At 44.8% G+C, this 22,641-nt stretch carries 19 protein-coding genes and 1 pseudogene; 17 read left to right on the forward strand and 3 right to left on the reverse strand.

Annotated features, from left to right (window positions below):
• The first annotated feature begins 184 nt into the window (after nt 1-184).
• A complete protein-coding gene (locus HI950_RS34525; protein WP_169091468.1) occupies nt 185-553 on the forward strand; it encodes a hypothetical protein in 369 nt (122 codons plus the stop codon).
• Between the two features lie 61 nt (nt 554-614).
• Here the strand turns inward: HI950_RS34525 and HI950_RS34530 are convergent, their stop codons facing one another.
• A complete protein-coding gene (locus HI950_RS34530) occupies nt 615-1,166 on the reverse strand; it encodes a TetR/AcrR family transcriptional regulator (RefSeq protein WP_187768218.1) in 552 nt (183 codons plus the stop codon).
• A gap of 164 nt (nt 1,167-1,330) precedes the next feature.
• On the opposite strand from HI950_RS34530, the pseudogene HI950_RS36875 reads away from it, so the two are divergent.
• The 5 genes and pseudogenes from HI950_RS36875 (at nt 1,331) to HI950_RS34555 (ending at nt 4,782) form a co-directional block, all read left to right on the forward strand.
• A pseudogene (locus tag HI950_RS36875) lies at nt 1,331-2,253 on the forward strand (ketopantoate reductase family protein).
• Nucleotides 2,254-2,462: 209 nt separating this feature from the next.
• The gene (locus tag HI950_RS34540; protein ID WP_317618501.1) at nt 2,463-2,897 is read left to right on the forward strand and encodes an oxidoreductase; all 435 of its coding nucleotides are present in this window, start codon (nt 2,463-2,465) and stop codon (nt 2,895-2,897) included.
• 605 nt (nt 2,898-3,502) lie between these two features.
• On the forward strand, nt 3,503-3,811 hold the full coding sequence (locus HI950_RS34545) for a hypothetical protein (RefSeq protein WP_169091472.1): 309 nt from the start codon (nt 3,503-3,505) through the stop codon (nt 3,809-3,811).
• Nucleotides 3,812-3,872: 61 nt separating this feature from the next.
• Entirely contained in the window at nt 3,873-4,100 is a 228-nt protein-coding gene (locus HI950_RS34550) for a hypothetical protein (protein ID WP_169091474.1), read from the forward strand.
• Nucleotides 4,101-4,524: 424 nt separating this feature from the next.
• Complete coding sequence (locus HI950_RS34555) at nt 4,525-4,782, forward strand: type II toxin-antitoxin system HicB family antitoxin (RefSeq protein WP_169091476.1); 258 nt, start codon at nt 4,525-4,527, stop codon at nt 4,780-4,782.
• A gap of 325 nt (nt 4,783-5,107) precedes the next feature.
• Here the strand turns inward: HI950_RS34555 and HI950_RS34560 are convergent, their stop codons facing one another.
• The gene (locus HI950_RS34560) at nt 5,108-7,456 is read right to left on the reverse strand and encodes a helix-turn-helix domain-containing protein (RefSeq protein ID WP_187768219.1); all 2,349 of its coding nucleotides are present in this window, start codon (nt 7,454-7,456) and stop codon (nt 5,108-5,110) included.
• A 248-nt stretch (nt 7,457-7,704) separates the two neighbouring features.
• Between HI950_RS34560 and HI950_RS34565 the strand changes: the two genes are divergently transcribed.
• The 11 genes from HI950_RS34565 to HI950_RS34615 all read left to right on the forward strand — a co-directional run bounded on the left by HI950_RS34565 (nt 7,705) and on the right by HI950_RS34615 (nt 21,291).
• Nucleotides 7,705-8,679, forward strand: a complete 975-nt coding sequence (locus HI950_RS34565; protein ID WP_223285682.1) for an ABC transporter permease — start codon at nt 7,705-7,707, stop codon at nt 8,677-8,679.
• Between the two features lie 23 nt (nt 8,680-8,702).
• Complete coding sequence (locus HI950_RS34570) at nt 8,703-9,578, forward strand: carbohydrate ABC transporter permease (protein WP_169091480.1); 876 nt, start codon at nt 8,703-8,705, stop codon at nt 9,576-9,578.
• Nucleotides 9,579-9,599: 21 nt separating this feature from the next.
• Nucleotides 9,600-11,153, forward strand: coding sequence for an extracellular solute-binding protein (locus HI950_RS34575; protein WP_169091482.1), 1,554 nt, complete (start codon nt 9,600-9,602; stop codon nt 11,151-11,153).
• Between the two features lie 20 nt (nt 11,154-11,173).
• The gene (locus HI950_RS34580; RefSeq protein ID WP_169091484.1) at nt 11,174-12,370 is read left to right on the forward strand and encodes a M24 family metallopeptidase; all 1,197 of its coding nucleotides are present in this window, start codon (nt 11,174-11,176) and stop codon (nt 12,368-12,370) included.
• Nucleotides 12,371-12,411: 41 nt separating this feature from the next.
• The gene (locus HI950_RS34585) at nt 12,412-13,503 is read left to right on the forward strand and encodes a sugar phosphate isomerase/epimerase family protein (protein ID WP_169091486.1); all 1,092 of its coding nucleotides are present in this window, start codon (nt 12,412-12,414) and stop codon (nt 13,501-13,503) included.
• Nucleotides 13,504-13,948: 445 nt separating this feature from the next.
• A complete protein-coding gene (locus HI950_RS34590) occupies nt 13,949-14,857 on the forward strand; it encodes an ABC transporter permease (protein ID WP_169091488.1) in 909 nt (302 codons plus the stop codon).
• Between the two features lie 22 nt (nt 14,858-14,879).
• Entirely contained in the window at nt 14,880-15,773 is an 894-nt protein-coding gene (locus HI950_RS34595) for a carbohydrate ABC transporter permease (RefSeq protein WP_169091490.1), read from the forward strand.
• 35 nt (nt 15,774-15,808) lie between these two features.
• On the forward strand, nt 15,809-17,326 hold the full coding sequence (locus HI950_RS34600) for an ABC transporter substrate-binding protein (RefSeq protein ID WP_169091492.1): 1,518 nt from the start codon (nt 15,809-15,811) through the stop codon (nt 17,324-17,326).
• Nucleotides 17,327-17,361: 35 nt separating this feature from the next.
• Complete coding sequence (locus tag HI950_RS34605; protein WP_169091494.1) at nt 17,362-19,635, forward strand: helix-turn-helix domain-containing protein; 2,274 nt, start codon at nt 17,362-17,364, stop codon at nt 19,633-19,635.
• Nucleotides 19,628-20,467 carry a PIG-L deacetylase family protein gene (locus HI950_RS34610; RefSeq protein WP_169091496.1) on the forward strand — a complete coding sequence of 280 codons (840 nt, stop codon included), beginning with the start codon at nt 19,628-19,630 and terminating at the stop codon, nt 20,465-20,467. Before HI950_RS34605 ends, HI950_RS34610 begins: the two co-directional genes overlap by 8 nt.
• Nucleotides 20,464-21,291, forward strand: a complete 828-nt coding sequence (locus HI950_RS34615) for a PIG-L deacetylase family protein (RefSeq protein ID WP_169091498.1) — start codon at nt 20,464-20,466, stop codon at nt 21,289-21,291. The genes HI950_RS34610 and HI950_RS34615 overlap by 4 nt, the downstream gene beginning before the upstream one ends.
• Before the next feature lie 991 nt (nt 21,292-22,282).
• On the opposite strand, the gene HI950_RS34620 is transcribed toward HI950_RS34615, so the two are convergent.
• On the reverse strand, nt 22,283-22,641 hold a 359-nt coding region (locus tag HI950_RS34620; protein ID WP_187768220.1), incomplete at its 5' end, for a beta-galactosidase trimerization domain-containing protein.

Here is a 22,641-nt window from a genome sequence, read left to right on the forward strand (position 1 = left end):
CGATTGGTTGCTGACTGGAGTTTTGTCTAAATAGCAAATAATAATCTCAAACAAGAAAAAATCATTCAACTAACGGGAAACTATAGCTCAATAAACATTAAGACAAGGCTGCCGTTTGAAATGGCAGCCTCTGTTAAGTTCGTGAGAAAATTGTAGTTTTGAAATTGGAAAGGTGGCATCAATTATGCAGAAGCTTAAGCTTGGGTTGTGCTTACTGGTCGTTGCCTTATTTTTAACAGGTTGCGTCCCAAACAAAACTGATGTTCTTGAAAAGTTAGTTTCAAAAGAAGAAAATAAACTCCATATGCAGATTTTCTCGGATTCACCTGACTGGGATTTTGAAGTAAATAAAGTACATAATTCTGAACCAACTCTTCATAAATATATTCAACAAGCAACCATTCATACAGAGGACGATAAGTTGAAGTGGTTAAAGATATTAGGGCTAGAAGAGAAACGCCAAGTTATCCTTATTTTTGATACTGAAAAAATGGTTTATCACACAAATGACCCAGAACAACTGAGGGAATTTGCGAAAACTCTGGATAAGTAATGGTTAAGCTAACGGGCAGTTAGTTGCAACGACGATGTTATACTTGGATTAGTAATTAAGTTCACCATAGCTGCAGCCGTGCTTCCAGTATCTTAGTCATCTGTTCGACCATCTCTTCTGGCGTATACGGCATGGATTCGACGATCCACCACTCAATCAAACCCGTAACGGAAATGGATAAGAATTGCGCCATCACATCTCGATGGATACCCGTTTCCAGATTCATGTAGTTCACCACCACGGTAATATTTCCCTTAATGAACTGTGTCATACGATGTCTGAAAGTTGGAATGCCTTTGTTGGTCATCAACACGCGGTAGATCGATGCATGCTCCTTCAGATACGTGAACGCACGAATCAGCAGCTCCCGGGATAGTTCAGTGGCTACTCCTTCCTCCTGTAAACAGCTGTCAACAAGCATCATCAGATACGTTTCCACGCTCTGTTCCAGCAGGTCATATTTGTCTGTGAAATGCAAATAGATTGTTCCGCGGTTGACATTGGCCCGATCCGCAATCCCTTGAATGGTGATCTTCTCAAAATCCTGCTCCTCCAACAACTCGATGAACGCTTGCATAATCATTTGTCTTGATCGCTCGATGCGTCGATCCATGTTTTTTCCCTCTTTCTTGAACATATCCAGCTTTCGTTGTTCATTTCTCAACAAAAGCAGTTACGATTAGCCATTGCGCTTGCTTTAGTTCCAATGATACCTTGATTGTAGTACACAGGTGTTATATATTCAACATCTGTTAATTGCATGGGGAGGGGACTATATTGAACATACTTGTGTACGGTGCAGGTGTGCAGGGAAGCTATCTGGCACATGTTCTGGTAAAGGGTGGTCATGACGTGACTGTGTTGGCAAGAGGAAAGCGAGCGGAGGAACTGGAAAAGGAGGGACTGGTCATTCGGCATTACCTTCAGCGCAAGACAACTGTCGATCGGGTTCGTGTAATTCGTAGACTCGAGTCAGGTGACGCGTATGACTTGATCTTCGTCATGATGAAATATTCAGACTTCGGGGCTGTGCTACCGATCCTCGCAGAAAACGTTAGCCGTCATATTGTAATGGTAGGCAATAATATGGATACCTACGCCATGCAGGACTATTTGAGTAAACATGGACAGTCGCCCAAACAGGTCGCTTTTGGATTCCAAGCTACCGCAGGTACACGTACCGACGGACGAGTCATTTGCATCCGTGGCGGCCACGGGCAGATGGTCATCGGGGGAACAGCCCCATTCCGTTCCGCTCCCTGCTGGAGCAAGCATTCAAACGAACCAAGTACAAGCTCAACTATCATGATCAGATCGATGCCTGGCTAAAAAATCACATGGTGTTAGTCGTGCCCATGAACATGGTCATTCTGTTCCATGGCTTCCAAATGAAACAGGTTGTTCGTGACGACAAGAGATTGCGTCAGTTGGTGGCGGCGATGGGGGAGGGCTTTCACGTACTGGATTCATTGGGTTACCCGCTGACCCCGGTGGGTCAAGCATCTTGGATTATCAGGTATCCACGCTTAGTTCGCTGGGCCCTAAAGCTTTTCTTCTTGCTCCCGATTAGTCGGTTGATTGATGGGACGGATGTGGAGCTTAATGCGTTGAATTACACATTCGCCGAGTTGAGGACCAGGTCGGATGTGCCTACGCCGAACTGGGATGCTTTGGAGGCGGAGCGGATTATCCAATCGTAGTATGCTGCCCCGCCATTGGAGGAGGAATCGAATAGATATAAGAAGTTAATTAGAAAAAATTCGTGATGCTCAAAGAAAAGAACTAAGTATACCGATTCAAAGTCAGTCCCTAAAAACACGATTGAACTAACGAAGAACGATAGTTGAACCGAACAAAGGACTAGTTTTTCATATATGGAGATTGGACGGTAATAGTAAAAATGAAGAGGATGAATATCTTAGAAACAAAACCTGCAAGTCGCTCTGATTTTGAATCAATTGAGGAGGGTCAGAAAAACACAAAATTTGCTGATCTGATCATAGATGGAAAATCACTATATAAAATGCTGATAAAGTACAATATGGTTCCTTCTCTAGGCTGGATGAGTAATGAATGGCAAAGAGAAGTGATTGAATATTTTTTACTTAGAAAACCACATGAAACAATGTGGTACAGGTATCCCCTCATGGTATGCTCGTGGTGTGGTGATGAAGGATGTGGATTTATTTCCGTAAAAATTGATAAAGAGAATAATGTTGTTACTTGGAAGGACTTTTACCTTGAGCCTGAAATGAAAAAAATTAATATCGGGCCCTTTTATTTTAAGTGGGATAGCTATAAAAAAGTAATTAATAGTACCTTTGGAGTTGCAGGCATTCAATAATAAGATTTGCGCCACTGACCATTAAGCTAACGGGTAACGTTAGTTCAATGAAACAGCGACAGTCTAGGACTTTATTTTCTCGTCCTTGGCTGTCGCTGTTTCAATTTCTGAGGTCAGTCTAAAACTTATTTTATGAAGTCTGAAGTTATTACAATCGAGAATCCGCGTGGAATAAAGACACCCAGTCTAATACTTTATTTTCTACCGACATGCAGAACTTAAAAAACGTGGCCAATCACCTAAAGAAGCTCTTCAAGCATTTCATCGATATTACCATCCTCTCCGTGGTATACCTATGGGGAAGCTACCTAGAGACTGGGCCACCTTGATTAACCATTCGAACCATTCGCGCATAAACAAGGGCAGGTACATATTATACACATGTATAATATGTACCTGCCTTTAATTTTGAAGTATTTTATTTAATTTTCACTTAATAACATAGGCTTAGATTTCCACTCTTTTTTAATTGACGAAGCAAAAGAGTTATATTAATATTGTCTTATTACATTGTAATCCAATTATCTTTGTCGCTGAATTTCGACAAAGAAGGTGCAAGCCGGAAAACCCGGTATATATTAGTGCTTTTTTAGCTATGGAGACGCATGACACCTTTGGTGTCTTTTTGTGTTTTCATGGCTTTTTTTATGCCCAAAATAAGAAGTTATTTATTTGCGTCTTCAAATCTGACTCAGTTACGACAAGGTGAATATATCATTCAACCTTTTAACGGAGAAGGTGGCCTATTATTATCGCCTGACGGGGCATTCGTGCTTAACCGGCAGCAGACAAACGATAATAGTGAATTCCTATTTTCCTTCATGGAAGGAGGGGAAGCAGCCATATCGGTTAACGTGATGGATTGGAAAAAAAACGAAGTGCAGAAGATTTTGTCTGCCGGTACTGCCTTCTGATATTCTCCCGCTTCACGAATATGATGAGGTGCATGTGAACATATCCAGAGGAGCAGATAGCGTGGCAACCATACTGGTAGACATTCACGGCTATCACATTCCAAAGGAAAAGATCAAGATGGTTCATATGTGCGTCGATGGATATCCAAACGACAAGTCAAAGAGACAATTGTTCGACTGGCCGCAAACCGACGAGTATCTGCAGTATCTCAGCAAAGTTTCCCACGTTGCTTGGGAAAATGCAGAACATCGCTCATTTAGTAATCGTATATTCGAAGTTTCTTTCTGACTTCGAAATTAATAATCGTGTTGCACTCGAAAGATGCAAAGAGCCGGGATTATTCTCCTGGTATGCATACGACTACGGAACCCATCTCTATCACGATATGATCGAAGTGGCGGAATTTCAACGCGAATAGCTTCAAGGTCAGACGGTGCTTGAGAACAAAAAGCAAATCTCCGATGATCGACTTTATGTTCTAAATGTATTTACTGGCGATCTACGTCTCTAAGACTCTCTCTCTGTTGTACGAATTCAAAAAAGAAAAGAATCTCATTAATCATCTGCAGAAAGCAGCAGGATGAGCAACGGACACCTTGAGGGGGATGGAAGCGGTAAGGCATATTATTTGCCGGCATCGCTTCGATTCTCCAACTAGGTGCCCGTTTAGTCCGGAACCTACTATTTATAAGAAAACAAGGAGGTTATATTCATGATAAATCAAAATGAAAATGATGAATTGCAGTTCCAAGTGATGATCGAGGGAGACGACGTGGAAAACGACTTCATTGCCTATATTCCTGCACTACGACTCGGTACACGTGGCGAAACACTAGAAGAGGTCCGGGAAAATGCAAAGGATTTGCTTATGTTGGAACTGGAAGCACGCATTCGTGACGGAAGAGAAATCCTAAAGGATAACAACGCCAAAATGGAAATGATCCATATTTCTCTGCCTGTTAAAATGTAATCCCAATTATATCCGAAACCTCCGCCCCTGGTGAATGGGGCTTTTTTATTTCTCTCGTAAAAGTCAAGAGAATCAGATTATGAAGTGGCAACTGTTGAAAGAAAATTTCAATTAGAGGTATAAGTCAAGAGCCTGTTGAATTATGGGAGTTTACAATGGCATGAGGAGGAATAATGTGGAACGTTCTGGATGCTACATCAGGAGACTGGCTGGTAGAAGAGACGGATCGATCGCTAAGCGATACCATAACTGCGCTGACTTCTATACCGACAACGACCGCGCTTCAAGCTTTGCTTGAAGCGCTTCGGCTTTATAACATTGGGACTTATTGCAGTGTAACTCCACTAGATTCGGACACCTCGTTCGAAGTGTATTGCAGACGATATACAGAAGGAGCGATTCCCTCTATTTTTTTGAAGGTGCGAATGAAGGAATTCCGATTATTGAAACCGACAGATGCCCAAATATGTTGGATAGTCATGTTGGAACCCGCTAGCAGCTCCTTCGCTTTCTGTATGCGTACCTCTTGAAGGTATTGATGAAATGGCTTGCCGAGCTCATTCTTCAGCAGGCGGGACATATAATTCGCTGAAGTATGGAATTTGTCAGCCAAAAACTCCAGATGAAGATCCTCTTGATAATTGGCGTCAATAAAAGGTTTAAATGTAAGAGACTCTAGCTTATCTTCTTGGAGTTCGATCGTGTCCATGATTTTATTGAAATAGCCTAGAATGAATTCGGTCATGCTGTCCACTGATATGGAATGCTCAGACAGAATGATACGAATATACTCTCGATAAGTAGCCTCAGGCAAGGTCTTGTCCTTATGCTTCAATACTTGTGATCCAATCACAAACAGATGCATATGCAGCTCTTTAATGGAGAAGTCATTGAGCCCTACAGCAACGTGGCTATGAATAACCATTTTGAGCATTTCGAGCAGTTCTTCTCTTTTAACAGAAGCTAATAGATTGAAAATTTTTCTGTCATCATTATGGTTGAGCAGAATCGTGACCGATTCCTCGTCTTCCTTCTGATAGTAGTGAATCCGCTTGTTATCGAAAGGCGACAGACGCCATAAAGCTTTCATAGCATCTAGGTACGACTGCTGGAGTCCGTCAAACCCCTCATGGATATTCCCCACACCTACGAATAAATCGTACAAGTTTCCGTTATGACGGAGAAGATTGAACAAGTGATCGAAGTATGTTGTAAACCCTTGAAGCTCTGCATCTTGCGGAAGATTGACAATGAGACAGAAAACATTGGATTCGATCTCCACCATATAGCTCTGATCCTCTGTTGGAATCGTGGATTTCAATAGATTCGCAATTTTGCTGTGTATAATATTCTGTTCCGAAGTGGTGTAATCCATATGAAAGTCTTTCGTGAATTTGATTCTAATGAGTGCTGCTGCGAAGCCGTTGTGCGTGAACGTGATCCCACATTTCTCGAAGAAAACGTTCATGTCTCGCTCATTAGGAATTCGGTTGAATCGAAGTAATTGGAGAATCCATTGTTCAAAGGCGATAGGAGATATTGTTGTCAAACTATCGCTCAGCGTGTGCATATTTTCCATTATTCTGTGTATCTCGAGGTCTAGCCATTTGTATTCATCAGTTGCCGGTTGAGGAGATGGTGAAATTTTGACAATGAGAGAATGTAGTGGAGCATACAGCTTCTTACTGAACAAGAAGGACAGAAAGATAGAAAGTACGAAGGCTATTAAGGAAAATAATATTCCCCAATATTTGATTTGCTTCATGCTCTCGTGAATGTCTGAATAAGGGACTAGGGCTATCATGTTTAAGTTTTTGAAGATAAAATGAGTGCTTATTTGAATGGCAAGCATGTCTTGCTGACCCACTGTTGTTCTTAGGACGGGGATATCCCTAGTTTGAAAATGCTTGGTGAAATAGTAAAACTCTTCTTGAGGAACGTCCATTTCAGTTGAAGCCATAACCAACTCATTGTCGTCAATGATGAATAGCTGACTATTGGGAGTTAGCTTATAGCTTTGTAGTAACTCAATAATCCGATCAACCTTCAGATTGATGACATATAGATCATTGGATCTATATTCTGCGATGGCCGTTTGCACGATAGGAAGTATATACGCGCCGTTCTGAGAAAGGGATCTTGAAGGAGGCAGAATTTGAAACGTCCGGCTCTGCGCCCCATAATTTCTCCAATAGGATTCGGAATATAATTCAAGGACATTTTTTCGTCCAAAAAAATCTTTGGTGGAATAGGTACCATTATCGCTGATTATGAGATCACTATTCTTTTTAAAAATGTACACACTATCGACGTAATCACTCATTTGGCGAATCCGACTAAGGGAGCGGACCGTCTGGGACACCATCGCGTATTTATCAAGACTGTCTACATTGAAGTTGGAAGAAAACAGCTGCATGGCATCGGCATCCAAAGAAAGAAGATAGTTGGAGTTATATATCCCTGTGAATATATTATTCAGATTGGTAGCGATATTGGTAAGAGAGTTATTATAGCTGTGTTCCAGTTCGGTTTCGAAATACCATAGATTAACTCGATAAGTAATCAGGTTTATACATTGAATCAATAAAGCTACCACAAGGAAGAAGAAGAAAAAGCGATAAAGCAAGCTTCTGAAGCCGCCTTTTATGAACGAGAGTACTCTTCTCAGCAACACACAACTCTCCCTCCAACAAAACCTCATAGTAAGTTAATATTATGGTCGGAACAGGTAGCTATGTCAATATAATGATAGATAGTATAACGCAAAAAGGTTATAAATGATACATTCATCAGTATTGTCCTAAGAAAAAACCTGATAAAGGTAAGGTTTTATTACATGACAAGCAAAGTGTATGTTTCGAAGTCCTCTCCATTATTGTTAAATCAGGTTGTAGCCAGACAACAACAAAAGGGGGGAGCGAATTGGAACACCTACTTACTAATGAGAAGGAAAGCGAAAGCACGGCGACAAAAAAGGTGAAAGGATTGATGCAGACAAGTATAGTGAAATACTTTAGAAAAAATATTCATTACTACATTCTATTGTTTATTCCTATCGTGTACTTTGCTATCTTTCGTTACGGTCCTATTGTAGGGAATGTACTTGCTTTTCGCAAATATGTTTACGGCGGGTCCATCTATGGTGAAGGGTGGGTTGGACTTAAATACTTCAACATGTTTCTTAGCGATCCTAATTTCTGGTTAGCTTTTCGTAACACTTGGCAGCTCAGCATCTATCATCTAATTATTACCGTTCCAGTATCAATTTTGTTTGCCCTTCTGGTTAATGAAATTAGATCGGGGAAGCTGAGAAATGTAGTTCAGACGATCTCTTATTTCCCTAATTTTATTTCAATTGTTGTAGTAGTCGGTATGATGAAAGAGCTGCTTTCTCCAACTACTGGAATCATCAACAAGATCATCGGGATGGTTGGCATTGATCCCATCTTCTTCATGAATGAACCAGGATGGTTCCGTATGCTGTATATTTCTTCGGAGGTTTGGCAGTATACTGGCTGGAATTCGATCATATTTCTGGCTGCTATTGCTTCCATCGATCCACAGCTATATGAAGCAGCAGAAGTGGATGGTGCAGGAAGGTTGAAGCAAATTATTCATGTCACCATACCGCAAATTATGCCTACGATCGCGGTCATGTACATTTTATCACTCGGACAACTAATGAATGTAGCCTTTGAAAAAGTGTTGCTCATGTATACGCCGAGCAATTCGCAGGTTAGTGATGTTATTGAAACGTTCGTATATCGGATGGGACTTGGCAACAGCAATTACAGCTATGCGACAGCAATCGGTTTGTTCAGCGGAATGCTCGGACTTGTGATTGTCATTATAGCTAACTACCTGTCCAAGAAGGTAACTCGCTATTCTCTGTACTAATCTGACAGGAGAGGAGTACATGCATGCACTATAGAAAAACATTCGAATATGGTGTGTTTAAGGTCATTAACGTTTTATTCATGACTGTGGTCATCGGTGGTATTCTGTTTCCGTTTCTACATCTACTGGCTGTATCATTTAGTGATTCCGCTTCGAATGTGGCCGGGAAGGTACACATTATTCCGGTAGGCTTGAATCTGGATTCCTACAAACTTATCTTACAGCATCCGAGCATTGCGTACGGCTTCTGGAATGCGATTGTACAGACGTCGGTGGGGACCGCCATAAGCCTATGCTTAATGACCATATGTGCGTATCCGTTGTCCAAGCAAATAAAGGGTAGAAAAGTGTTTATCTGGCTCATTATGGTGACCATGTTTTTCAATGGAGGCTTAATACCGACCTATATGCTAGTGAAAGGGTTAGGATTAATCGATACGTTATGGGCCATTGTGCTGCCATTCGCGATCTTACCTTATTACTTGATGATTATGATTAATTTCTTTCAGTCCTTCCCGCACAATATTGAAGAGTCAGCACTTATTGACGGCTTGAATCCCATTCAAATTTTGTTCTATATCGTCATTCCTTTATCTAAGGCAATCTTTGCTGCAATGGGTTTGTTTATGGTCGTCATTTATTGGAACAACTGGTTTAACTCCTTGATTTATTTGAACAGTCCCGATAAGTACCCGATTATGTTGATCGTCCGAAACATTCTGAACGGTGCTGATATGGCGGACAGTAGCGGTTTGGATCAAAGTGCTATAAGTCATATTTCGATGGCTTCATTGAAATCAGCTTCTATTATAGCGACTACGCTGCCAATATTTTTTATCACTCCATTTGTGCAAAAGCATTTTGCCAAAGGGGTTATGCTTGGAGCTATTAAAGGATAATGCTGAGGAGGTTATATAGATATGAATAAGATCTGGATAGGAAGTCATTGGATGAGGGCAACAACTGTTTTGCTGCTGACCATTGTGCTTGCGGCATGCTCGGATAGCAGCAACCAATCGGGCAGCGGTAATGTAGTGCAAGAGGGGAACGGACCAACCACGATTTCTATGCTGTATAAAGAAAGCGGGTCACCCTTTAATAAGGACTGGCCTGTATATAAAGAATTGCTGAATAGAACGAATGTGAAGCTGGACTTGCAGATTGTACCCGGATCGGATTATCAGAGCAAAGTAAAGGTTGTGCTTAGCTCGGATAAAATTCCTGATCTGGTCACTAACGTCGAACAGTCCAACGTGCTCGAGCTTGGAGACACAGGCGTACTGCTTCCGATCAGTGATTACCTAGATAAGCTGCCGAATCTTAAGAATAGAATTGCTGAATTCAAGCTGGATGAGGAATTGGAGAATTGGGAGTCAGAGGACGGTAAGCTGTATATGCTTCCATTTATGATCGAGTCGGCGAGCTATAATCGGTCACCGTTAATTCGAGCCGATCTTTTGGAGAAATACGGTCTTAAGGCGCCTACGAATACGGAAGAATTATACAATGTTCTTAAGAAAATGAAAGAAGCTGAGCCAAGCAGCTATCCGTTCTTTAATACGAATGCGGAGGATTTGCGCTCTATGTTCGGTGCGGCCTGGGGGATTGAGCCGAACTATAATGGTTTTATTTTTAACAAGGAAACTTCTGAATATGAGTATGTGTATACAAGCGAGAACTATAAGAAGTATGTCACCTACTTGAACCGTCTGATCAAGGAAGGTCTAGCAGATCCGGAATTTCTAACTTCCAATTATGATCAGCTTGCTCAGAAAATTTCTACGGGAAGCAGCATGTTCTATTACTACTGGAATGGCGAGCATATTGATTCTATTAACCTACTAGGCAAGAAAAATACCGGATCAGAATTTAATATTACAATGCTTCCGCCTATCGCAGGTCCAGCTGGACAGAAGGCTCTCGCGAGCAATCGAATCGGTTACGGAACGGTTATTCCGGCGAGTGCTGCAAAGAAGCCATATTTCGAACAACTGCTAAAATTCGTCGACTTCCTCTACAGCGATGATGGCAACACTCTTCTCACGTGGGGGATTGAAGGGGATTCGTATGTGGAGAAGGATGGTCAGAAGGAGTTTACGGATAAAATCAAAAACTCGGACAATATCAATAAAGCGATGTGGGATATCGGTTCGGCGAACGGATCTTTCGCCATGATATGGCCGTTCAAGTGGTTTGCAACCGTGCTTGGCAGCAAGGATTTCGAGACCTTTACGGAAGAAGGAAATGCTAAGGGCTGGTTCATACCCGTTACGAAAGTTCCGAAGCTTAACTCGGAGCAAAGGGAAGAAGAAAACCTTCTTAAGGCAGGGATCAATGATTATTTTTCAAAAATGCAGGAGCAGTTCATTTATGGAAAGGTTTCTATTGATGAGGAATGGGACAAGTACGTCAAAGAGATTAACGCTAAGGGTGTAGACAAGATGTTGAAGCTCTACAATGATTCACTTAAATAGTTGAACAGGAGAGATATGTAATGACTATAATGAACGGTTCACTGCTCATGCCAATTAATGAGACTGGCAGACGGATAGCGATTCTGCAAGCCAGTCTTACTGATCAAGGTATTGCTGCATTAGTTGCCTACTCTAATGGTGTAGGAGATAGCGCGGGTACAATCCGATATTTGACAAGCTGGATGCCGCAAAACTCGGAGGCTATTCTCGTCGTGCCGGCTGTCGGTGCACCAGTGTTGATATCGAATGATAAGAATAGAGCAAGGGCCTTTCTGATGCGGTTTGGGGATGATGGTCAGGTCGTTAAGTCGACTGATCTGATTGGGACCTTAAGAGAATGGCTCGCTTCGAAGATCCCGCCAGGTAATGTGATCGCACAATCAGGGGAATTCGATCTCTCATTAGCACGGAATGCTGATTTTCGATCTCTGCTTGCACCTTACGAGCTCGTGAACGGCAACGTTATCGTGAGCAAGCAGCGTTTGGAACGGACGTCCTATGAGGTCTATAAGCATCAGAAAGCGACGGAGATCGCGGACAAGCTTGTCGCGCACGCCATGAGTATCGCCTCTATGAAAGGAGTGACTGGGGCGGACATTATGACGGAGCTCGAATTTCTCGGTCGAAGACTGGGCGCAGATTCTGCTGGCTGCTGGCTGGCTATCGGCGAACGTCCTGCAGAGACATACTTCGAGCTATTCGAGCTGGTGACGCCGCTTGGTCCGGATTCACGTCTTCAGATTGGAGCTACCGTGTGCCTTGATGGTTATTACTCTCAAGTGCTTCGCATCGGTATGTTCGCAGAGCCCTCCTCACAACTTCAAGCTGCAGCGGATGCGCTCATTGCGATGCAGGATGCGGCACTCGAGCAGATGAAGCCTGGAGCTCCGGTCCATGGAATCAGTGACGTGCTTGAATCTATGATCGATACGTATTGTCCATATACTCGGAAGACAGACCCATTCCGGTTTCAAGCTTGTCATGCCATGAGCAATAGCTACAGCGATCCTGGTACGTCACCATTCCTCTATGCGGATCGCGATAAATCGCTTGATATGAATTCGCCAGCAGTGATGGAGAACCATATCTATGAGGTTCATCCGAACTTCTCACTGCCCGATCTGGGACATGTGTGTGCGGGTGATGTAGCAGTTGTTGGCAGTGACGGAGCGACGTGGATGTCGAAGTTCCCTCGGGGAATCTTCCGGATTAGTTAAATACAGGGGAAGCATTCAGCAATAGAAAGGTGGTTATATAGATGCGGATTGGAATCGACGGTAGAAAAATACCTGAAGCGAAGCTGAGAGGACCCTTGGGTACTCTGGAATATGCTAAAAGCCTTGGCATGGAAGGTGTTTTCTTCCGCACCATACTCGATGTAAGTCCAGAGCTGGATAAATCTCTAATCAAGGAAGTCAAACAGCTTGCCGATGAGCTCGGCCTCTATCTAGAGGCGGGCTTAGGGAAAGTAAATCCTTATGCTATTCCCGAGACACCAGAGGTGCGGGCAATCGGTGAGGGGGATACCCTGCTCGGTTACCAGCGTATGATGGAGGTTTGTGCGGAATTTGACATTAGAGAGCTGTGGGTTTCTACCGCTGGCGCGAAGCCATATCGGGGTAGATTCACTACAGATCGCTTCAGAACGGATGTATCCTGGGAGGATCAGCTACAGGCTACACGTCGCTTTATGTTGAAGCTCAGGCCTATCGCTCTAGATCTTGGTGTTCATCTAAACTTAGAAACACATGAGGAAATTACAACCTTCGAGATTATTCGGCTCATCGAAGCGGTCGGAGAAGATGTTGTAGGGATCGTCTTTGATACAGCTAACGTTCTGATGCGGGGTGAGCATCCGATTATGGCGGCTAAGCGTATTGCTCCTTATGTGCGTCAGACTCACCTGAAGGATGCATATGTTGAACTCACTGATGGTGGTGCCTATTATGGGTCGCGAAAGTGCGGAGACGGTCTCATTGATTTCTCAGCCATTCTTCATGAACTGAATAAATATAGTCCTCATCTTAATCTTACGTTCGAGAATGATACGCCGCGATCAGGCATGGTGCCGGGCAGGCCTCATCTCATTGAACTCTACAGCCCAGATTGGATGAAGGGACATCCTGATCTCACACGAGAAGAGCTCGCGGCTTATTTTGAACTTGCACATGATTACACGGAGCGCATTCGGGCAGGTGAGGTCAGGACCTGGCAGCAGATGAACGCAGAGACTTTCGAGAAAGCCGAGGCACTTGCGTGGATAGAATCGTCAAGGCAGCACATTGAAGGAATCTGTCTTGAGCTTGGTATTCCAATGGAAGATAAGGTCGATGAATCAGATGTAGTGTAATCAGTAAGATAAGGAGGAGGCTCTATTCTATGGAGCTTAGGCAACCGATACATGTTCTCGTCATTGGCGCTCATCCAGATGAGAAGGATATGTACGCAGGTAGCGATTGCGGCCATTATGAGTAAAGTTGTCAAGAGCTGGCGGAACGCAGTAATAACGAGGCACAAGCAGCTGCGAGCTGTATCGGCACTCCTTAAAGTTTCTATAACTACACCATAAGCATCCCGAGTTATGAGTTCCGCCGTAGCGGGACCATGAAGGGATGCTTTTTTTATTCAAATTTCTGTAATTAGGTTTTATGCGTTAGTTTTATGTAAGAAATATTGACGCATTGAGGGTAACTTGTACCAAAATCCATGGAATCTGAACCGAATCATTGAATCGGAGACTATATTGTGACCCCAACATGACGTTATCATAACGTTATGAAGGGGGTGAAACCAAAATGGTGTTTCGAGAAATTGTAAGAAATCGCGTCTTGTATTCGTTGGCGGTCCCGGGCTTGCTGGTGCTTATTATTTTCTTTTATTTACCGATGTTCGGTCATGTGATCGCGTTCAAAAATTACAATTACTTTGACGGGATTTGGGGGAGCCCTTGGACGGGGCTCGATAATTTCAAGTTTTTTTTCGGTGGAAGCGACTGGCTGCGCGTTACGTTCAATACTCTGTTTCTTAATGCATTGTTCATTTCGTTCGGTCTAATCATCTCAGTTATACTGGCCATTTTTCTTAATGAGATTAGGCAGGTCGTCTTCAAGAGAGTCGCGCAATCGATGGCGTTTCTTCCGTTCTTCGTTTCTTGGATGGTCGTAAGTATGATGCTGTTCTCACTGCTTAACACCTCGGACGGCTTAATAAACCGTTCGTTGAAAGAGCTAGGCTTGGATTCCGTATCCTGGTACAGTATGCCTCACTATTGGCCGGCCATATTAACGATCATTAGCGTATGGAAGACGGCAGGCTACCAGGCTGTTATTTATTTGGCTGCGATTACAGGCATTTCCCCGGAGTATTATGAGAGCGCCCAAATGGACGGAGCAACGAGACTGCAGCGCATTAGGCATATTACGCTACCGCTTCTGCGCCCGACGATTATCGTGCTTACATTGCTCGCAATCGGACGTATCTTTTACGGCGATTTCGGTATGATTTTCGGACTCGTCGGAGACAATGGCGTCCTATATGAGACGACGGACGTCATCGATACGTATGCGTACCGCGCTTTACGTCAGCTGGGTAATTTCGGCATGTCTTCGTCTATCGGACTTTATCAGTCCGTGCTGGGGCTGGTAACGATCTGCGTATTCAACCTTATCGTAAGGAAGATCGACAAGGAATCAAGCATCTTCTAGAAAGGAAGGAGGACTAATTACAATGCTAAATGCCATCAAACAAATAGGCGCCTCTGACAAATTAGTCATTACCGCTGTATATGTGACGGTTACGTCGTTCGCGTTATTTTCTTTTATTCCATTTTGGCTCGTTATTGTGAACTCGTTCGCTTCCGAAAGCGTACTCGGTCTGCACGGCTTTAGCCTCCTGCCGAGCAAATGGTCTCTCGCTGCTTACCGGTATTTGCTAACGGGCAATCAAATATATTATAGCTACGGTGTGACGTTATTCGTGACGATCGTAGGTACTGTGCTAGCTGTACTCATTACCGCGATGTTCGCATACGTGCTGGCCCATCCGAAAATCAAGTTCAAAAATCAGTTGGCGTTTTTTACTTATTTTACGATTCTGTTCGGTACGGGGCTTGTCGGCTTCTATATTGTGATCTCGATGTGGTTGGGGCTCAAGGACAGCATATGGTCCATGATCCTGCCATCGCTTATTAATCCATTCTACACGTTCATCTTAGTCTCATTCTTCCGTACGCTGCCCTTCGAAATCTACGAATCGGCAGTCATAGACGGAGCGGGGGATTATCGAATTTTCTTCCGCATCATATGGCCGATTTCGGTGCCAGCGATCGCGACGATCAGTTTGTTTTATGCGATTTTCTATTGGAACGATTGGTGGCTTGCATTGCTGTTTGTCGACAATTACAAGCTGCAGCCGCTTCAGCTCATGATTAGGCAGCTCATTTCCAATCTCAATATCTTGTCATACATTCAAGGTAGTCCCGGCTCTTACGGAGGAGGATTGCCGAATCAAGGCGTACGGCTCGCAACTGTTTGCTTGACGATCGGTCCGATCGTATTCCTGTACCCATACATTCAGAAGTACTTCGTAAAAGGATTAACGATTGGTTCGGTGAAGGGTTAATAGTTGATGGGATAAACCCAGTGGAGGTTAACGATATGACACAATGGCTCAAACTAAGTGCTGCACTTCTCATAATCGCTTTGCTCGTTACGGCTTGCTCTCGTAATACCGGGGAAGAGCCCGGTAACGGAGATAATGGACAGAAGGCTTTTTCAGATCCCGTGACCCTGAAGATCGTCATGCCAGGCGATCGTCCTGCCGATATGGATAAGGTTATCGCGGAAATCGAGAATAAAATTAAGGGTACCCTCAATGTAAAGCTCGACGTCATCTTCTCCTCATGGTCGGACATTCATCAGAAAACGCAGATTATGCTTACGAGCGGCGAGCCGGTCGACCTGATGTTTGAAGCACCCTGGATGCATTTAGACAGCATGGCGTCAGCAGGTTATTATGAGCCGCTAGAGGAATTGCTAAACGAATATGGCAAAAATATATTGGCGGCACGCCCGCAGCAAATGTGGGACGCAAACAAAATCAACGGCCAAGTGCTCGCGATTCCGCTCGGAAATTCCTTCTACAAACCGACGACCTATTATATTCGCAAGGACTTAAGAGAAAAGCTCGATTTGCCGCATATGCAATCATATGATGATATTATCTCGTTCGCTAGAAAGGTACAGCAGCAGTTCCCCGTCATCACACCAATTACGCCGCAAACACAAATTCCGATGTCCGAGGTGCATTTCCGATTAGCGCAAGGAACAGATGTTATGATGACGCCGATGTTGACTGATTTCATCCTCTATAGGTCGCCGAATTCGCCGATCATCCGCAATATGCTGGACGACCCTAGCCCGGTTATTTGGAGTGCGATCGAGAACGCACGCAAGCTTTATCAGGACAAAATTATTAATCCAGACGTGATGGCGATCAAGGACCCCGATAACTGGGTGACAACTCATCCTACAGCAGTTTACTTAGCGACGGATTTTGGCTTAAAAGCCGATCTAGCAAAGAAACTGCTCTCTAACTTGCCGGGTTCGGAGCTTGAATCATATACACTATTCGATCCGACACCGGGTAAAAATTCGTCGACGTTCAAGCAGTGGAATTTCATGACCGTTCCGAAATCGAGCAAGCACAAAAAAGAAGCGATCCAATTTCTTGACTGGGCAAACGCTTCTCAAGAAAATTATGATCTACTCGCGTATGGAATCAAGGGTGTAAACTGGGAAGATGCAGGGGATAAGCAGTATAGGATGCTGACGCCGGACAAATACCCATGGTTCCCGTACGACTGGATTTGGAATCCGAAATTCGACCGCCTCGACGCCAGCCAAGAGCCCTCCGCTATCGAGCTAAATCGGTTTATTATGAACGCGGACAACTTTACGGTCGATGTACTGACAGGCTTTAACTTCGATACAAGTGCCGTTCAGAACGAGCTGTCCCAATTTTACGCGTTGGAAAATCAGTATTTGCTGCCGATCTACAACGGCGCGGTTGATCTGGATACGTATTGGAAGGAATTTGCCGAGAAGGTCGGTCCTGCGCTCAAAAAAATTCAGGAAGAAGGGCAAAAACAAATCGACGATTTCCTGAACAAGTAACGTCATAGAGGAACAGAGGGAGAGGGGAGGATCACATGCGTAAATATATCCAAGCTGAGGCTTATTTGCACGTCTTTCTTATATTGGTTATTTTGTTCAGCATGACCGTTATTCCCTTCTCCTTCTATCTATCGAACCAGTATTCCAAGTATGCTTCGCAGGAGCTTGAGCGAAATGACCGTTATAAGCTGGAGCAAACGAAAGAAAATCTCATCTTTACGTTCGACCGCCTTAAGCGGGTAACGCTGAGCCTATACGAAGAGCCGGAAATCAGGACATGGGTACAATTGCGGGAAGAAGATCCGTTCGTGCTCAACGGTATGGTGCAATTACTGAAGAAAAGACTCGTTAATGAGCCTTTCATCGAATCCGTTGTTGTGTACAATGCCAACCTGGGACGCGTATTTGATTACGAGACGGGGATGATTCCGGCGTATGAAATGCTGATTGATGGCATGGAAGAGCTCGTGCAAGGAGACTCGCCGAACTATTTCCGCATTACAAAGCTGCTGTTCCAGGGCCACGAAGGTCTTGCCATCTTGCTGCCGTTTGGACTTGAGAAAGACCGTCCGAAGAGCTTCCTGGTTATTCGGTTGAACAGCGATGCCATTCAGAAGTCAATGCTGCAGCTAAACAAGGATAGCGGCGTATTCATTCATGTGGCAAATGGCAATGGTGAGTCCATTATTGGCCAATCCGACGCGGGCCTGCTCCATCAGCTGCGTGAGCAGGGCAAGAAACAGCGCAAAGAAACATTCAGAACAAGCGTCCAAGACAGCCAGTGGATCGTCTCCTATGATCTGGCAGGCGTTGAAGACTGGACGATATATTACTCGGCAAGAATGGACGACTGGTTCCGCAATGTAGAATCTTTCAAGCACAAAATTTTGTATTCGTTTCTAGGGTTATTGCTATCATTAATCGCGATCTTGTTTTGGAATGCGAGAAGCTATCATCGTCCCGTCAGCCAGTTGGCGAGGCAAATATCCAGCATGGTCGAAATGGCCACGGATAGCGGCTGGAGAAGAAGGCTGCTGCCGAAGAACGAGGTTCATCAGATTCAGCAAGGCTTCGGGATTCTCTCGGAGAGGATTGAGCAGTTGAATCAGTCGGTTCAGGACGGACGGCTTAGGCAGAAGGAAGATGACCTGCGCGAGTGGGTCAATGAGGGCAAGCTGGAAGGACCGGCCCGCAAGCGGCTTCAGGAAGCCAGCACGATTCTGGATTACACCAGTATCGTTATCGCTGTATGCAGAATCGATTCCTATATGGCGTTATCCGAGAAATACGATTTCTCCTCCCGCAAAACGCTTAAGGGCACGATTGTCAATATCGCCTGCGAGACCGTTGCACACAAGGCATGGAAGGTAGAAAGCATTGATTTTGGAGGCAATCATATCGTCTTTATTATCGGAGTCAGTGCCGAAGAAGAAAGGAAGGAGCTGATTCACTGCTTCGAAGAAATTAATGACTGTGTGCACAAGTGGCTGAAGCTAAATCTGACCGTTGGATTAAGTGAGTTCCAGCAGCCGGACTGTGACATGAAAGCTGTCTACGACAAGGTTTTCCAGCTCGCAACGCTTAGCTTTATCGATGGAAAAGGCCGAATTTACCAAGAATCGGATTACGAAGACGAAGCGAGAAGCTCGATACAATTACCGGACGATGCAATTCCGCCGGGACTCATTGACTCCATTCGGCTAGGACAGACCGATAAGGCGAAGCGTCTGCTGGACGAATCGGGTAACAGACTGCGCCAAATGTCTTATGACGAATGTAAGCTGCAACTGACATTCCTGATCTATCACTTGTACAAAGCGTTCGGAAAAGTAATGAATTCCTCCGGTATGAACGGCATCCGCTCGGAGCTGGACCGATTCAACACGCTGGACGAAGCGATGGATAAGCTGAAGGAAGATACCGAGGTTATTATAGGCAATTTGTATGAGCGCCGCGCGGGTGACAGAAGAGACGAGCGAGTGGAGGAAATGCTTCAATATTTGAAGCTTAACATTAACAATCCGATGTTAACGATCGATGAAATAGCTAATCACGTATCACTATCCATCAATTATGCCCGCACGCTATTCAAAGAGCGGACCGGAATTACGGTTGCGGGTTATATCCTGAATGAGCGCATTCAGCTCGTCAAATATTTGCTCGTCCAAACGGATAAGACGATTGCCGAGATCGCTGCACAGTCTGGGTTCCAATCAAGAAGCACATTTTTCACCGTGTTCAAAAAAGAAGTGGGCGTTACGCCGAGCGATTACCGTTCGAATCTGAAGGGAGCTATCATGAATGAGTGAATCGTTAAATGTGATTGTTATATTCGCGCATCCAGACGAGGGTGAGAAGTATGCCGGGGGCACGTCAGCTCTGCTTGCCAGGCGCGGCCATCGGGTGAAGTTTCTGTCACTTACTAACGGAGACGGAGGGCATTTTCAATTATCGAGAGAGGAGCTTGTTCTTCGTAGAGCGGAGGAGGCTATGAAAGCGCAAGCTGCCTTAGGAATTGCTGATTACGAAATTCTCGACAACCGGGATGGATCACTGCTGCCAACGCTTGAGCTGCGCAATGCCATTATTAAACGGATTAGGGAGTGGGAGACGGATGTCGTCATTACGTTCCATCCGGAAGGCTGCACCCATGCGGACAACCGGTATACGGGCAAGGCGGTAAGCGATGCCGCCGCGTTCGTAGCGTTTGTTCCGAATGTCGTGCCGGATACGAGATACTTACGCAAATCGCCGCTTTATTTGCTTATGCCGGACTATTCCATGAAGAAGAAATACAGCGCGGATATTGTCGTCGGAATCGACGAAGCGCTAGAGAGCAAGCTGCTTGGCTGCGGCGCGCATGAGTCGCAGTTTTTCGAATATCAGCCTTGGACGAAAGGAAGGCTTGATGAGGTGCCCGCGGTCTGGGAGGATAGACGGGAGTGGCTGCTGCGAGACATAACGGATTTTCTACACGTTTCGGAAGAGATGAAACCATCGCTCGTGGAATTGTACGGGGAGTTGAAGGCGGGCCGCTTTCAGTATGCTGAACCGTTCGAGCTCGCTTCCTACAACTCGGGAGGGACAGTGGAGCGGGTTCGCGTGTTTATTGAAAAGTTGACGGAAGAGGTGATCGTGTGAAGGGCGTCCTTAGAGTTATTGTCATCGCCGCTCATCCGGATGAGCCCGAAATTTATGCTGGTGGCACGACGGCATTGTTGACCGAAAGAGGTCATCAGGTGAAATATCTCTCCTTGACCAACGGGGATGCTGGACACTATGAGATGTCTGGCGAAGCGCTTGCCAAGCGAAGAGCTGCCGAAGCGATGGAAGCAGCTAAGCACTTAGGCGTTGCGGAGTATGAGATCCTCGACAACCATGACGGGCTGCTTCTTCCAACTTTGGAACTAAGGGAAGCAGTCATTCGGAGAATTCGTTCCTGGAAGTCGGATATCGTCATTGCCTTTCATCCGGAAGGGGGCACGCATACAGACAATCGATATGCGGGACGGGTCGTGGCCGATTCTTCCGCATTCGTAGCCAAAGTGCCGAATATTGTTCCTGATACGCCTTGCTTGGATGAGCCTCCGCTGTTTCTGCTGATGCCGGATTACTCCATGCGCTCATCATATAAAGCGGATATCGTCATCGATATCGGCCCAGTACTGGAGAAGAAGCTACTAGCATGTCACTCCCATGCTACTCAGTTCTATGAGTTCGCCCCGTTCGAGCAGGGGATGACGAAACCGGTGCCGCATGATTGGGAAGGGAAGCGACTGTTTATATTGGAAGGGTGGTCGACGTTCTTCCGGGTATCGGACGAAATGCTTCCGACGCTGGAGCGTGATTACGGAATTGAAGAGGCTGGAAACGTCAGATTCGCAGAGGCGTTCGAATATGCGGATTATAACGCGGGTGGGCTTGCGGTGCAGCGATTGGAGCTACTTTCGAGGCTGCGCGGCTAAAACGTATAAAGACCACTGGAGGAGTTGAAGTGCCTCCCCTAAAGTAGACCTTGGAAAAACCCATATGGGAAACTGATGATAATTGTGACAGCTCAAATCCAGAAAGCTGATCTTAACACGCAAACGATTAAGATTGAATCACTAACAAGTAACGAATCTCTCAATCTCCCGCTTCAATCGATTATTAATACAGATCAACCAATAAAGTGGTTCTACTGAAAAATATGTATTAATAGAATATAGTAATTGAAGCGTTGTAAGGCGCGACAACACTCAATCGAAGAGGGGCCTACTTTCAAAGTAGGCCCTCTTTCGTTATGATCGGCACCATGATGACAATCCTTCGGTCCTCTGTCTATTGCGTCCGGGACAAGAGTTCCATTACACCGGGACTTGTCGAATCGGCAATGATCCTCTCACAGCTGCGGCAAATCCTACGTTAACTACGGTTGCCCTCGCGATCCGCACCGCCGATCTTATTTTGCAACAACGACAAGATTAAGTTAAATTAATCGATAAACCGTCAGGTTGAAATTCCCTGACGGTTTTTTTTATTTATTTTTGCGGTAGAAAGATGTGGGAGAACAGATCCTTAAAGACAAGGTTAATTATCCAACACCATCAAGTCAGCGCTCTTATCCAAAAAGTCACGTTCCAATGGTATATTCATTACTTCCGAGCTTCCGGAATTGATCCGGTGTGATCCCTTGAGACTCTCAAAATTTGCGGATAAAATATGAACTCTGTGAAAAACCGATCCATTCCGCAACATGTTTCATGGTCCAAATTGTTGAAGTCAACAGCTGTTTGGCTTGAACGATCCGGCATCGAAAATTCAGAGAACATTAATGCAACGTTAGTGAAATAAGATACAAAGTAACTTCTGAATATCGATGACTGGCAACGATTTTGTTGAACAGCGATAAAGAGCTGTCCCTCAAGGTATTCAGCCTTTTGAGACAGCCCTTCGCAAAGATGCAAACCGCTGATTTTATAAAGTTAGAATATCTACTCCCAGTGCTGGCAACGTCATCTTCTGCTCCGATCTCTCGCTCGTCAACAAGCTGCGATAGGGAACATCAAGCGTAACCTCTCGTTGCTCGTTCGTCAAATTGATCAGGAACAGGAAGCTTTCCTCACCCTTCGTTCGAATCGACAGCTCGACACCTTCCGGCAGCTGGAGCTTGGGCGCCAAGTCCTTTTCCTTCAATATGCCTTCGAACAGCTGATAGAAATACGATGGCTCCGGCCAAGTGCCGACATAATACACTTTACCTTCACCAAGCTTATTGACAGTAACCGCCGGCACACCCTCGTAAAAGTCGTTGTCATACCAGGCAATCGGTTCTG

Origin of the sequence: Paenibacillus sp. PL91, assembly GCF_012935325.2 — a bacterium.
GTDB lineage: Bacteria > Bacillota > Bacilli > Paenibacillales > Paenibacillaceae > Pristimantibacillus.

Bases quoted from the DNA above. Each gene is read 5' to 3' on its own strand.
- HI950_RS34525 (WP_169091468.1), top strand. From the start codon at position 185: ATGCAGAAGCTTAAGCTTGGGTTGTGCTTACTGGTCGTTGCCTTATTT.
- HI950_RS34530 (WP_187768218.1), bottom strand. From the start codon at position 1,166: ATGGATCGACGCATCGAGCGATCAAGACAAATGATTATGCAAGCGTTC.
- HI950_RS34540 (WP_317618501.1), top strand. From the start codon at position 2,463: ATGAATATCTTAGAAACAAAACCTGCAAGTCGCTCTGATTTTGAATCA.
- HI950_RS34545 (WP_169091472.1), top strand. From the start codon at position 3,503: ATGACACCTTTGGTGTCTTTTTGTGTTTTCATGGCTTTTTTTATGCCC.
- HI950_RS34555 (WP_169091476.1), top strand. From the start codon at position 4,525: ATGATAAATCAAAATGAAAATGATGAATTGCAGTTCCAAGTGATGATC.
- HI950_RS34570 (WP_169091480.1), top strand. From the start codon at position 8,703: ATGCACTATAGAAAAACATTCGAATATGGTGTGTTTAAGGTCATTAAC.
- HI950_RS34575 (WP_169091482.1), top strand. From the start codon at position 9,600: ATGAATAAGATCTGGATAGGAAGTCATTGGATGAGGGCAACAACTGTT.
- HI950_RS34580 (WP_169091484.1), top strand. From the start codon at position 11,174: ATGACTATAATGAACGGTTCACTGCTCATGCCAATTAATGAGACTGGC.
- HI950_RS34585 (WP_169091486.1), top strand. From the start codon at position 12,412: ATGCGGATTGGAATCGACGGTAGAAAAATACCTGAAGCGAAGCTGAGA.
- HI950_RS34590 (WP_169091488.1), top strand. From the start codon at position 13,949: ATGGTGTTTCGAGAAATTGTAAGAAATCGCGTCTTGTATTCGTTGGCG.
- HI950_RS34595 (WP_169091490.1), top strand. From the start codon at position 14,880: ATGCTAAATGCCATCAAACAAATAGGCGCCTCTGACAAATTAGTCATT.
- HI950_RS34600 (WP_169091492.1), top strand. From the start codon at position 15,809: ATGACACAATGGCTCAAACTAAGTGCTGCACTTCTCATAATCGCTTTG.
- HI950_RS34605 (WP_169091494.1), top strand. From the start codon at position 17,362: ATGCGTAAATATATCCAAGCTGAGGCTTATTTGCACGTCTTTCTTATA.
- HI950_RS34610 (WP_169091496.1), top strand. From the start codon at position 19,628: ATGAGTGAATCGTTAAATGTGATTGTTATATTCGCGCATCCAGACGAG.